This is a genomic window from Hoeflea sp. AS16 (genome assembly GCF_038900095.1).
Lineage (GTDB): Bacteria > Pseudomonadota > Alphaproteobacteria > Rhizobiales > Rhizobiaceae > Hoeflea.
In genome coordinates this window covers 995,569-1,007,586 of sequence record NZ_JBBMQQ010000001.1, presented here as the reverse complement: position 1 = coordinate 1,007,586, position 12,018 = coordinate 995,569, and the positions used below count along the sequence as shown (strand labels likewise).

General features: G+C 62.6%; 10 protein-coding genes. 1 reads left to right on the top strand and 9 read right to left on the bottom strand.

The window, feature by feature from the left end:
• Positions 1-77: 77 nt before the first annotated feature.
• From WNY80_RS04830 to WNY80_RS04815, 4 genes are read right to left on the bottom strand one after another with little or no spacing between them, the layout of a single operon-like run.
• The gene (locus tag WNY80_RS04830; protein WP_342886186.1) at positions 78-1,580 is read right to left on the bottom strand and encodes an FGGY-family carbohydrate kinase; all 1,503 of its coding nucleotides are present in this window, start codon (positions 1,578-1,580) and stop codon (positions 78-80) included.
• A complete protein-coding gene (gene nagA, locus WNY80_RS04825; RefSeq protein ID WP_342886185.1) occupies positions 1,577-2,743 on the bottom strand; it encodes an N-acetylglucosamine-6-phosphate deacetylase in 1,167 nt (388 codons plus the stop codon). The genes WNY80_RS04830 and nagA overlap by 4 nt, the downstream gene beginning before the upstream one ends.
• A complete protein-coding gene (locus tag WNY80_RS04820) occupies positions 2,743-3,768 on the bottom strand; it encodes an SIS domain-containing protein (protein WP_342886316.1) in 1,026 nt (341 codons plus the stop codon). Before WNY80_RS04820 ends, nagA begins: the two co-directional genes overlap by 1 nt.
• Positions 3,769-3,788: 20 nt before the next feature.
• Positions 3,789-4,556: a GntR family transcriptional regulator gene (locus WNY80_RS04815; protein WP_342886184.1), complete on the bottom strand. Its 768-nt coding sequence runs from the start codon at positions 4,554-4,556 to the stop codon at positions 3,789-3,791.
• A 214-nt stretch (positions 4,557-4,770) separates the two neighbouring features.
• Between WNY80_RS04815 and WNY80_RS04810 the strand changes: the two genes are divergently transcribed.
• On the top strand, positions 4,771-5,103 hold the full coding sequence (locus WNY80_RS04810; RefSeq protein ID WP_342886183.1) for a hypothetical protein: 333 nt from the start codon (positions 4,771-4,773) through the stop codon (positions 5,101-5,103).
• Positions 5,104-5,199: 96 nt separating this feature from the next.
• Here WNY80_RS04810 and WNY80_RS04805 read toward each other — a convergent pair whose 3' ends face one another.
• From WNY80_RS04805 to WNY80_RS04785, 5 genes are all read right to left on the bottom strand, one after another.
• On the bottom strand, positions 5,200-6,234 hold the full coding sequence (locus WNY80_RS04805) for a TRAP transporter substrate-binding protein (protein ID WP_342886182.1): 1,035 nt from the start codon (positions 6,232-6,234) through the stop codon (positions 5,200-5,202).
• 27 nt (positions 6,235-6,261) lie between these two features.
• Positions 6,262-7,569 carry a TRAP transporter large permease gene (locus WNY80_RS04800; RefSeq protein WP_342886181.1) on the bottom strand — a complete coding sequence of 436 codons (1,308 nt, stop codon included), beginning with the start codon at positions 7,567-7,569 and terminating at the stop codon, positions 6,262-6,264.
• A complete protein-coding gene (locus WNY80_RS04795) occupies positions 7,566-8,141 on the bottom strand; it encodes a TRAP transporter small permease (protein WP_342886180.1) in 576 nt (191 codons plus the stop codon). Before WNY80_RS04795 ends, WNY80_RS04800 begins: the two co-directional genes overlap by 4 nt.
• 171 nt (positions 8,142-8,312) lie before the next feature.
• Positions 8,313-9,941, bottom strand: a complete 1,629-nt coding sequence (locus WNY80_RS04790) for a hydantoinase B/oxoprolinase family protein (RefSeq protein WP_342886179.1) — start codon at positions 9,939-9,941, stop codon at positions 8,313-8,315.
• Positions 9,938-11,992: a hydantoinase/oxoprolinase family protein gene (locus WNY80_RS04785; protein WP_342886178.1), complete on the bottom strand. Its 2,055-nt coding sequence runs from the start codon at positions 11,990-11,992 to the stop codon at positions 9,938-9,940. Before WNY80_RS04785 ends, WNY80_RS04790 begins: the two co-directional genes overlap by 4 nt.
• Between the last annotated feature and the right edge of the window lie 26 nt (positions 11,993-12,018).

Below are 12,018 nucleotides of genomic sequence, written 5' to 3'. Positions count from 1 at the left end.
GTATAGTCCATGCCGATAATGGTATATACCAATTTCGGAATTGCAACTGATTTGTGACAGGTGCGGGAATTTTCGATTTAAAGGCCTGAAATCAGTGCGTTACGCCGTCTGGCGTAGACCTCGTAGGCCTTCCGGTAGGCCACGGCGTTCTCGCTCGAGGGCTGGTAATGCCGCCCCTCCGCGTTGACCGATATCGATGCCGCCCGGACCCCGGTGAAGTCGCCCAGGGCCGTCGCGGCGATCAGCGCGGCACCGCGTGCTCCGAATTCGGTTCCCGCCGGAACGATCACCTCCATTTGCAGCATGTCTGCGATCATCTGGCACCAGACAGGGCTCTGGCTGCCGCCGCCGGTCAACCTGATACGGCTGCCTTCAAAGCCGAGAGCCGACACCAGGTCATGCAATGCGAACGCCACGCCTTCATAAACGGCACGCAGCATATGGTCTCGCCCGTGGACGGGAGACAGGCCGGAGAATTGTGCCCGCGCCTCCGGCGCCACCACCGGCGCGATAATTCCGCTCTCGCTCAGATAGGGCAGGAAACTGACGCCCCCGGCGCCGATCTCCACACCATCTACCAAAGCGGTCACCTGGTCGTAGCAATCGGGTTTGCCCTGCAGATCCGGTGCAAGCACGCCGATCGCCCAATCCAGATTGAGCGTGCCGGCGACATTGACCATCGCGCGATACCAGAAATCTCCCGGCATCGAGAACAGCAAGCCCAGATCCCTGGGCTCAAACACCGGCTTGTCATGGCAGGTCCCGACCAGACAGGTGGTGCCCAGCACAGCCGTGGCGATATCGGTATCGAACCCGCCCGCCCCCACGACCGTAGACACCACATCCCCTGCCCCGATGGCGACCGGTGTCCCTTCCGGCAGGCCGGTCAGTGCCGCCGCGCGTGGCGAAAGCCCTCCGATGATCTCTTCGGAATCCCGAACCGGCGGCAGCAGATGGGCGCAATCGGCAAGATCAAAAAGCTCGATCATCTGGTCGCTGCGCGACCGGGACCTGGCATCGCCGGGAATCACCGAGGCTTCGCTGCGATCGGTCGCAATCAGCCCGGTCAGCCGGAAACGCAGAAAATCCTTGTAACTGACAACATGTGCTGCCCGCTTGATCAGGTCCGGCTCGTGGCGCTTCAGCCATGCAAGAACCGGCAGAGTACACCCCTGCTGCATGACCGAGCCGGAAGACTGGAATATCTGTGACATCACCGCAGGATCGCGTTGCTGCATCTCGTCGATAATCGGTTGGCTTCGGCTGTCTTCCCAGACGATGCCGTGCCGCAACGGCTCTCCGTTCGCATCGAGCACCCAGGCTCCAACCATCGCCGCAGACAGCCCGATGGCTCTGATCGAGGCGGGATCGATTGCCGCGTTTTCCAAAGCTTCTCCGATGACGGCAACCGCTGCGCTCCAGACTTCCTCCGGATCGAGTTCGCTCCAGCCCGGCTGCGGACGCAACAACGTCGTCGGCCTGGAAGCCGTTGCGATTTCACGCCCTTCCGCATCAAACACCGCAGCCTTGCAGCGTGACGATCCGGCGTCGATGCCAAGCAGGAAACCGGTTGTGCTCATGATGTTTGCCCCGAAGCAACGCCGCCCAGCCAGGTTTGCCGCACCTGCAGGTCTTCTCCAAGATGGACAAGATCGGCGCGCAAGCCCTGCAGCAAACGACCGCGATCATTCAGGCGCAGAAAATCCGCGGGATAGGCCGAGGCCATCCGCAAGGCCTCTCCGAGCGGCAGATCGAGATAACTGACCCCGAACCGAACCGCGGACGCCATGTCCAGGTCCGATCCGGCGAGCGTTCCGTCATCCAGCGCCAGCCGCGAGCAATAGCCGCCCTGCCTGCGCCAGATCGTTCGCCCGTTGAGGGTGAAGTGATCGCGCTCCTGACCGACAAGCGACATCGAATCGGTGACGAAGAACAGCCGTCCCGGACCGCGCTTGGCCCGCAACGCGACCCTGAGCGCCAGCGGATCGACATGATGGCCATCGGCGATGATGCCGCCCCAGACATCAGGGTGGTCAAGCGCCGCGCCAACCAGGCCCGGCTGGCGGTGGCCAAGCCCGCTCATGGCGTTGAAAAGATGCGTGACGCCGCGCGCGCCGGCATCGAAAAGCTGTTGGGCGCGCGCCGCGTCGGTGTCGGTATGGCCAAGGCAGACAATGACGCCAGCATTGGTGAGCTGGGTGACCTGGGCTGGCGTCACCTGCTCGCCAGCCAGCGTCACAACCAGCGTGCCGACCTTGAGGACGGCGGACGACAGAAGCTCTACATCCGCGGCTTCCAGCGGTCGCATGTATTTCGCCAGGTGCGTCCCCTTGCGCGACGGCGCAAGATGCGGCCCCTCCAGATGCAGGCCCGCGACCCCGCGGCCTGCCAAAACCGCCTCTGCCGCAGAACTTATGGCCTTTTCAACTGCGCCTTCGGCGTCGGTGATCAGGGTCGGCAACAGGCTGGTAGTTCCGAACGGACGGTGACCTTCGGCAATCATGTACATGGATTGGGGCGAAGGCTCATCATTGAGCATCCGTCCGCCGCCGCCGTTGACCTGGGCGTCGATGAACCCCGGCGCAAGAGTTCCACCGGCCAGATCGATTTGCTCGCAATCGCCGACTGTCTCGCCGGCGGGCACGATTGCCTCGATCTTCCCGTCAGCGATCAGGAGCGTACTTTGTTCATGAAACCGTGTGCCGTCGAAAATGCGGGCTCCGGTGAGTGCTTGTCTTGTCATCACAGGGTCTCTGTCACTTTGCGAAGATTGGCGGGTTGATCGGGATCAAGGCCCCGCTGCCGGGTCACGGCCTCTATCAGGCGATAGGCAGGCAGCAGCGCCACCAGCGGATCCAGCAAACCATGTCCGGTTGACGGGAGCAGTACCGAAGTGCCCGGTGTCTGTTCGCCCGGCATCTCTCTGGAGGAAAACGTGATGGTTCGGGCACCAAGCGCGGTTAGTTTCTGCATGGCGTTGCAGTTGGCGTCGAAGCTCATGTCGTCCTGGACGAATCCCAGCACCGGGAAGCCGCGTTCAACCAGCCGCAGCGGTCCATGCATGATTTCCGCGGTGGAAAACGCTTCCGCGTGCAGCCCGGAGGTTTCCTTGCATTTGAGTGCCGCTTCCATTGCGATACCCAAACCGGGGCCGCGCCCGCAGGTGAAAAGCGATCGGGCCGAGGCGAGGATTTCTTGCGGTCCCGACAGGTCTATCGTGCCTGTGCGCGACAAAGCCTCCGGCAAAGCCGCCAAGCCACGATCAAAACCCGCGTCACCCGCCGCGCAACTGACGATGGCCGCCAGCGCCGCAGCAGAGGTGATGAAGCTCTTGGTCGCAGCCACGCTTTTTTCGGGCCCGGCACCGAGTTGAATGGTCAGGTCGGCCTCTCTTGCCACCGGACTGTCGGGCACATTGACGATCGCCACTGTGCGCGCACCACCTGCTTTCGCCGCTGCCTGCAAGGCGACGATATCCGGGCTCGCCCCGGATTGCGAAACCGTGAAATGCACCGCGGACGGCAACCGAAGCCTTTGCTTGTAGAGCGACGCCACCGATGGCCCGATCGAGGCCACGGGAATCCCGCTAGTCACCTCCATGAGATACTTGAAGAAGGTCGCGGCGTGATCGGAAGATCCGCGGGCTGCCATCGTCACCAGCGCCGGCGGATTGTCACGCAACCAGGCACCGACCTCGGCGATCCCCCTGGCTTCGTCCCGCAACAGACGCTCGACCGCCGCCGGAGACTGGTTGGCCTCGCGCAACATCAGCGATGATTCGGACACATCTACTCTCCTGTGGTCAGTTCAGCGACGAAATCATAGATATCGCCGCGATAATGGGACCGTGTGTGCTCGACAACGCGATTGTCGGCGCTGCGCGAAACCCGCTCGATCAGCAGGCAGGCTGTCCCTGGCTGAACGCCAAGCAGCTCGGCCTCGATGGGTTCGAAAATCATGGCCGTGAGTTTCTGCACCGCCCGCACCGGCCGGTGCCCGTGGCGTGCCAAGGCGCTGTAAAGCGACCCCTCACCAATTTGCTCGCCACCGATCAGGCGGTGCGGGACCACGGCGCGCTCGACGGCCACCGGGATCCCGTCGGCCAGGCGCAACCGGTCAAGAGCCATCATCATGTCCTGGCGCGCCACACCGAACAGCAGGGCCTCTTCCGACGACGGCGGACGGGTATCGCAGCCAAGAACGGCCGCGCCCGGTTCCATGCCGCGCAGTTTCATGTCCTGGGAAAACGACGACAGATCCGACAGCGGCTGTTCGATGTGCACCGGCCGATTGGTGACAAAGGTACCGCTGCCCCGGCGAACCTCGAGGTCTCCCGATTCAAGGAGCAGCTTGTAGGCGTTGCGTACCGTAACCCGGGCCACCGAAAGACCTTCGGCCAGTTCGCGCTCGGGCGGCAAGGCCTGTCCAGGCGCCAGCCATTGCGTGGATATGAGTTTTTCGAGTGCCCGGGCAAGCTTGATGTAGAGCGGCCCGCCATCCCGGCTCTCACCCAGCGATACGCTTCGCAGCTGTTCGATCAATGTGGTCTCAATCATGGGACCTATCTAGAACCAAAGAGGGTCCAATTTCAATCCTTATCGCAAGAAAGCGCACACCGGGCGGATCGCGCGTCGATCATCCGGACACAGACCTGCAGAACAGGTTTGACTGTCAGCCAACCGCGCCTCATTTTCACAGAGCAATTTCGGTGACTTGGAGATCGTCTCGCCAAATCCTGGTTCAGCAACAAGACGTAACGAATAGAGGTGGATGATGATGCAAGCCGACGATGTAAGACGGTTTTTGGAAGGCCAGGAAATCTACGTCTTTGAGCCCGATACGCGTACCCTCGTGGCGGTCGTCAACTACGAGAAGGGTGGCCGTTGTGCCTTCCGGTTTTCAACAGGCGAGGCAGACGTCGGCGTTTATGGTTTCGACGGAGATGCCTATTGGACGCGCTACGAGAAGTTCCGGAACGGCGAAACCCATTCCTTCAACCTCAAAAGCCTCGGGCCAGGCATCGCCCAGGCCTATTTCGTTGATGGAACGAAGGCATTTCTTCAGGCCCAAACCACTGATCTTACGGGAATTGTCGACGTCTAGCCCATCTCCCGTCAAGGTCGGTCCGGACCCGCTCCCGAGGTGTTGGCTCGCGAAGCCTGGAGCGGGGCGGCAAGAAAACCTGCCGCCCCGTTTGTCCTATTCGATGGCAACGCCCAGTTTTTCGCCGATGGTTGCGTTCCATGCAGAAACGCAGTCTGCGCCGCAGCGTTCGGCAAATGCGGGCAGGATTGCCATCTTCACAGCTTCGGCGCGCAGGGCTTCGTCAGCTTCGGTAAACGGAACCAGCGTCATGCCGGCCGGCTCGCCCTCGGGGCACGGGCCCGAGGTGTTGCAGGCGAGACCTGTTTCGGTTTCGGTGGCCGCCAGTTCGAAGATCGACTTTTCGAGCCCGCGAAGTCCTGTTGTCAGGTAGTCCTGCACAGACGCATCGAGACCGTTCCACCAATCCAGGTTGGCAAGCTGTGCTGCAAGGCCAAAGTTGACCGGCATCGGCGAGATGAACTTGGCGCTCTCATGCCATTTGGCCTTGTAGCCTGACAGCGCACCGGTGATTGCGCAATCAACCACGCCGCTGGCCAGCGAAGGCTGCACTTCGGCGAAAGCGATGGACAAGGGCGAGCCACCCAGATGGCTGACGAAAGCCTGCTGCGAGGCACCGGATGCGCGCACCTTGCGGCCTGCCAGGTCGGCGAGCGAGGTGAATTCATCGCGGCAATAGATCACCTGGGCCTGATAGGTGCCAAAACCGAGAAGCTTGATGTTGTGTTCCTTTTCCAGGAACTCGGAATAGGACGGCCGCCATGCATCGGCCACTTCGGCCAGTTGCTCGACGCTGCTGAGCACGCCGACCAGGTCGGTGGCCTCGTTGCGTGGAACCTCACCCGAATTGTAGGCCAGCACGGTGGTTGCGAGCTGCAGAGTGCCGTTGCTGACCAGCCGGAAAATCTCGCCACCCTTGAAGCCGAGTTCGGTGAAGGGTTTGACATTGGCGGTGATCTTGCCGCCGGTTTCGGCAGGAACCTGTTCAGACCAGAACGGCAATTCCTTGTCGGTGTACATCGACAGGCTGCCGATGGAGCCAACCACGTTGAACTCGGTGGCAGGCATGTCCTGGGCCATGGCCGGCACGGCCACGAGCGCAGCGAGCGCTGTTGTCATAAGAAGTTTCATCATAGTCTCCCTTGGGTTGAAGCGGTTTTATCCGCCGGTTTTCGGATTGACGATTGTGGGCAGCCAGAGCGCCAGCTGCGGGAAGGCAATCAGCAGGCTGATCATGATCAGCATGGCTACGAGGAATGGTGCGGCCCCCTTGAAGAGGTCGGTAAACGCGCCGCCGCCCTTGCGCACCGCCTGCACCACGTAGAGGTTCATGCCGACCGGCGGAGTGATCAGTGCCGCCTCGATCAGGATCACGAAAACCACGCCCCACCAGACCGGGGAATAGCCCAGCCCGACAACCACCGGCACGATGATCGGAGTGGTGGCGATCATCATCGAGAGCGTCTCCATGAAGCAGCCCAGCAGCAGGTAGAACACCACGATGGCCAGCAGCATGCCCAATGGCGGCCAGCCGAGCGACAGCACCGCATCGGTGATCGCGCCGACCAGGCCAATCGAGACCATGACGAAGTTCAGGAAGAACGCCGCGATCACGATCAGCATGATCATGCAGGTGGTCCGCACGGTGCCTTCAAACGCGGTCAGCAACACCGGCAGGGTCAGCTTGCCGTTCAGCGCCACCAGGATCACGGTGGCGATCAGGCCCAGGGCCGCAGCTTCCGTCGGGGTGGCAAGACCGGCATAGATGCTGCCCACGACAATTGCGAAAAGGCCCAAGGGCGGCAGAAGGTGCGGCAGCCCCCTGAGTCGCTCGGGCCACAGCGAGCCCTCAAGCACCTTGGGCCCGCCCCAATGCGGCCGCCACAGCACCAGCGCCAGAACGATGCCGGAAAACAATGTGGCCAGCAGGAAGCCGGGAATAAATCCCGCGGCGTAGAGATCGGCAACCGAGGTGTCTGTCAGCACCGCGTAGATGATCATGTTGATCGAAGGCGGAATGAGAATGCCCAGGGTGCCGCCGGCGGCGATGGAGCCAAGAAACAGCGGCCGATTGTAGCCGCCCTTGTCCATGTTCGGAATGGCAACAGTGCCGATCGTGGCAGCTGTGGCGATGGAAGATCCTGAGGTCGCCGCAAAGACCGCGCTTGCTGCGATATTGGTGTGCATCAACCGGCCCGGAAGACGGGCAAACCACGGCGTCAGCGCGTTGAACAACCGCCCCGACACACCTGAGCGGTGCATCAGTTCGCCCATCATGATGAACATGGGGGCTGCGATCAGGATGAAATCCTCGGACGAGTTCCAGGCCAGTTCACCCGCTGCCCCCGTCATGGGGAAAAACGCGTAGTTTTCGGACAGGATGTAGCCGGTCAGGGCCAGAACCGCCGCAACAGGCAGGCTCAGAACCAGCATGCCCAGCAGCAGGAGGAAGGCGGCGGCGATCATCGCAGTTCCTCCACGGCATGCACGGCTTCATCAATCTCGGCATTCAGGTCGGCTGACCCGATCGCTGCCTCAAACCCGGCGCGATCGCCCTTGATCAAGCGGATCACGGCTTGAATGGGGGCCAAGACAGCCATGCAGGCAAACCAGAACAGCCCGATCCACCACAGGCCCTGAGGGATCACGATGGGTATTTGCAGCTGCGACATCGACCGTGCCCCCATTGCCCAGGACTGCGAAACCGTGCCCCATGCAAACCAGGCCAGCGCCGCCGCCACCACGGCCAGGGCACAGGCGGCCAGCAAATCACAGGCGGCGCGGACCGGAAACGGCATCTTGGCGACCACGAAATCGACCCGGATATGGGCCTTGGTGGTGACCGTGTATGCAAGGCCAAGGCCGATGCAGGCGGCAAGGCCGTATCCCGAAATCTCGAAACTCTCCACCAGACCGCGGTTGAGGAAATACCGCGCCAGAACATCGATGGTGATCGGCACCGCACAGCCAAACAAGATTACTGCCCCTGCCACCCATGCCAGCCAGCGCGACACACGTTGTGGCAGTGGTTCGGTCATTTCCTGTCTCCCAAGATGCAAAGCCGATCGCGCAAGTGCTGATCTTTCAAGACCTTCGCAGATGTTGCGCCGAATTTACAATCCCTGCGGCGACTTATCTCGCCGGGCGCGAATGTTTTGCTTGGGTAAAACAATGCTGCGCTGCCGCTGCGGTCTTCCAGGTCGCCGGGATCAGACATAGCCATCTGCCTGATCCTCGGCGATCGCCGCAGCATCCCGCAGCGCCGGATCGCCATGCCCGCCGCCGCCCGGGGTTTCCATCCGCACGATATCACCGGGGCGCAGGGCATGGCCGATGGTCTTGGCAGCCAAGGGGGTGGTCACGCCATCGCGTGTTACACTCAAGCTGCCGCCCCGTCCGGGCTCGCCCCCCTCCAAACCGTAAGGCAGCGACTGGAAGGCATCGAAGGCCGAGTTCAGCAATCCGCTCTCGGCCAGGAATTCCCACTCGCGCACGATGCCGAGGCCGCCGCGCATGCGGCCTGCGCCACCCGAGCCGGGCACAAGGCCGTAGCGGGTAAAGCGCAGTGGAAACAGCGCCTCGATCATTTCGACCGGCGTATTCTGACCATTGTGAAAACCGGCGGCGAGACCGTTTGGCCCGTCGCGTTCGGGGTGCGCGCCCCAGCCACCCAGTTCGGAATCGAAATAGACCTGGCGGCGGCCGTCGGCGTGACGGATGTTGACCGCATGATTGAACGTGGTGCCGTAATAGCTTGCCGGAATGCGCTCGGGAAGCACCTGGGCAAAGGCGCGCAGCACGGCGGTGGCGATCTTGTGCCCCGGCAGCATCCGCATCGACACCGGCGCCGGGAAACTGGCGTTGACCAGCGATCCCTCGGGCGCCGTTACGCTGATCGGCCGGTAACAGCCGGCGTTGACCGTTGCAGTCACACCGCAGGCCGCAATCACGGCGTAATAGACAGCCGAGGTTGTCGTCGCCATGGTCGCATTGATCGGGCCCTTGGCCTGGTCAGATGTGCCGCTGAAATCCAGCGCAATGTCGCTGCCCTTGATCGTGAGCGCCACCGATATGCGTTTGGCGCCGTCTTCGATCCCGTCGCCATCGACGAAATCCTCGGCGGTGTAGGTACCATCGGGCAAGGCTTCAAGCGCGTTGCGCATCTCGTGCTCGGCGTGGTCGAGAAGGGCCGCGCCGATCTCGTCGAGCGCCTCAACGCCATAGCGGTCAGCCAGCCGGAGCATGGCCCGCGCGCCGACGTCAAGTGCAGCGATCTGGCTCAGAAAATCGCCGCGGAATGTTTCCGGCTCGCGGACGTTTTGCAGGATGGTTGCGAACAGATCCTCCTGCATTTTGCCGTCCCGAACGATCCGCACCGGCGGCAGGCGCAAACCTTCCTGGAAAACCTCGACCGCCTTGGCGTTGTAGCCGCCCGCCGCCCCGCCACCGACATCGACGTGGTGAATGAGAACGCAGGTGATGGCAATGCGCTGACCGTCCTTGAACACCGGCTTGAAGGCGATGAAATCCGGCAGGTGCTGGCCACCGCAATAGGGATCGTTGGTCACGATCACTTCGCCGTCCCGCCATTCGTCCAGCGGAATATGGTCGGCGGCGATGTGATGAAGACACAGCTCCATCGAATTGAGGTGCACCGGCATTCGCGCGGCCTGGGCCACGTTGCGGCCCTGACCGTCGAACACGGCGGTGGAGTAATCCAGCAACTCGCGCACGGTCGTCGACCGCGACGTGCGCCAGACGGTCACCGACATTTCCTCGGCCACCGACACAAGCGCGGCGGAGACGATTTCCAGAAGGACGGGATCGGGGCGCATCATGGCTGTTTCCTTGCGGTCATGTCGCCGGTCGCGGTCATGGTCAGGGTCCAGCGGCCGGGGATCAGCAAAGTTGTGTATTCCTGTTCGATGATTGCCGGGCCGGTTACGCTGGCGCCGGGTGCAAGCGAAAGCTGGCGATGCACCGGTGTGTCGAACCAGGCGCCATCCACATGCACAGGCCGGTGCGTGACAGGTGCGGTTTCGCTCGGGGCATAGGGCACGGATGGCAGATCCGCATCGCGCAGCACGCCGATCGCGGTCAATCTCAGGGTGACAAGTTCGACCGCCTCCTTCGGGTCATCGAAGGAAAAACGCTGACGATGCTGATCCTCGAAACGGTCGCGCAAGATGGCAAGGGTGTCCACGTTCAAGGGACCGTCGGGTACGGCGGTCATCAACTCGAAGGCCTGACCCCGATAGCGCAGATCAGCGGTTAGGGTGAGGATGCGGTTGTCTTCAGCCATCCTGTCCTGGTCCAGCAGCGCACTGCCGCGCGTGCGCAGATCGTCGGCCATGGCGTTCAAGGCAGGCAGGCTGTCGGGAGCCAGCGGCAGGATTTCTGTGCGCGAAAGATCGTGCTGGATATCGGAAAACAGGATGCCATGCGCCGAAAAGGTCGAAGGATCGCGTGGAAAGATCACTTGGGTGATGCCGAGTTCTTCTGCCACCTCGATGGCGTGCAGGCCGCCTGCCCCGCCAAAGCTCATCAGCGCGAAATCACGCGGATCTAGCCCCTTGGCAAAGAGCGAGAACTTGATCGAGGCGGCGAGCTTGGCGTTGACCACGGCAAGGATGCCGGCGGCGGCATGATCAGGTGACAGCGAAAGCGGCTGCTCGATCCTGTCGCGCAATGCGGCCCGTGCGCCGTCCAGATCAAGCGCAAAGCGCCCACCCAGGAAGGTGGCCGGGTCAAGCCGCCCCAGGATCAGGTTTACATCAGTCACGGTCGGTTCTGTGCCGCCTCGGTTGTAGCAGACCGGCCCCGGCACGGCCCCCGCACTGCGCGGTCCCACCTGCAGGCGGCCCGAAGGATCGACAAAGGCGATCGAACCACCGCCCGCCCCGATAGTGTTCATTTCCACCATCGGCACACGGACCGGCAGACCGTCGATCTCGCCCTGGGTGACAACCGTGCGTTCACCTCCCGCCACAACCGCCACGTCATAGCTGGTGCCGCCCATGTCGACGCCGACGACATCAAGTGTGTTGAGGGCATTGGCCAGTTTCTGTGCGGCCAGAACGCCACCCGACGGGCCGGAGAGCAGCAGCTTGACCGGGGCTTGCACGGCGGCATCGAGGCTGATCGCGCCGCCGTTGGACTGGATCAGATAGACCGGTGCGGTGATCTCCGCCTCCGTCAGCCGCGCCCGCAGGGCGGTGACATAGCGGGCAATGACGGGAACCAGCAGAGCATTCAGCACGGTGGTTGCTGTCCGCTCGAACTCGCGGATTTCGGGCGACACTTCATGGCTGCAGGACACGGCCATGTCAGGACAGCGGGCCTGCAGGCGGTCGCGAATCTCGATTTCCTGGGTCGGGTTGGCGTAGGCATTGAGCAGACAGATCGCAGTGGCCTTGGCGCCGGAGGCGGCCACACGCTCAATCATGGCATCAAGTGCTGCGACGTCAATCTCGCGCACAACCTCGCCGGATGCACCGATGCGCCCTGGTGCACCGAACCGGTGACGCCGGGGGATCAGGATGCTGCGGTCGGGACCGCGCAAGGCGTAGATATCGCTCCGGGCATGACGCCCGATTTCAAGCACATCCTCGAACCCTTCGGTGGTGATGAGGGCGCCCGCGGGCAGATCGCGGGTCAGAACGGCGTTGGTCGCAATGGTCGTGCCATGCAGGATCAGCGCGATGTCGGCGGTGGTGAAGCCAAACCGTGTCCCTGCCAATGCGATGGCATCGGTCAACCCGCGCGCGGGGTTGTCCGGGGTCGTCGGCGATTTCAGGCTGTGGGCGGCACCTGTGCCGGAATCACGGAACTCCAGATCGGTGAACGTGCCACCGATGTCGACTGCAATTGTAATGCGGGGGCTTGGCATCAAGTTCTACATCTTCCGGCAAGGGA

Bases quoted from the DNA above. Each gene is read 5' to 3' on its own strand.
- nagA (WP_342886185.1), bottom strand. From the start codon at position 2,743: ATGACAAGACAAGCACTCACCGGAGCCCGCATTTTCGACGGCACACGG.
- WNY80_RS04790 (WP_342886179.1), bottom strand. From the start codon at position 9,941: ATGATGCGCCCCGATCCCGTCCTTCTGGAAATCGTCTCCGCCGCGCTT.
- WNY80_RS04815 (WP_342886184.1), bottom strand. From the start codon at position 4,556: ATGATTGAGACCACATTGATCGAACAGCTGCGAAGCGTATCGCTGGGT.
- WNY80_RS04800 (WP_342886181.1), bottom strand. From the start codon at position 7,569: ATGATCGCCGCCGCCTTCCTCCTGCTGCTGGGCATGCTGGTTCTGAGC.
- WNY80_RS04830 (WP_342886186.1), bottom strand. From the start codon at position 1,580: ATGAGCACAACCGGTTTCCTGCTTGGCATCGACGCCGGATCGTCACGC.
- WNY80_RS04795 (WP_342886180.1), bottom strand. From the start codon at position 8,141: ATGACCGAACCACTGCCACAACGTGTGTCGCGCTGGCTGGCATGGGTG.
- WNY80_RS04785 (WP_342886178.1), bottom strand. From the start codon at position 11,992: ATGCCAAGCCCCCGCATTACAATTGCAGTCGACATCGGTGGCACGTTC.
- WNY80_RS04805 (WP_342886182.1), bottom strand. From the start codon at position 6,234: ATGAAACTTCTTATGACAACAGCGCTCGCTGCGCTCGTGGCCGTGCCG.
- WNY80_RS04810 (WP_342886183.1), top strand. From the start codon at position 4,771: ATGATGATGCAAGCCGACGATGTAAGACGGTTTTTGGAAGGCCAGGAA.
- WNY80_RS04820 (WP_342886316.1), bottom strand. From the start codon at position 3,768: ATGTTGCGCGAGGCCAACCAGTCTCCGGCGGCGGTCGAGCGTCTGTTG.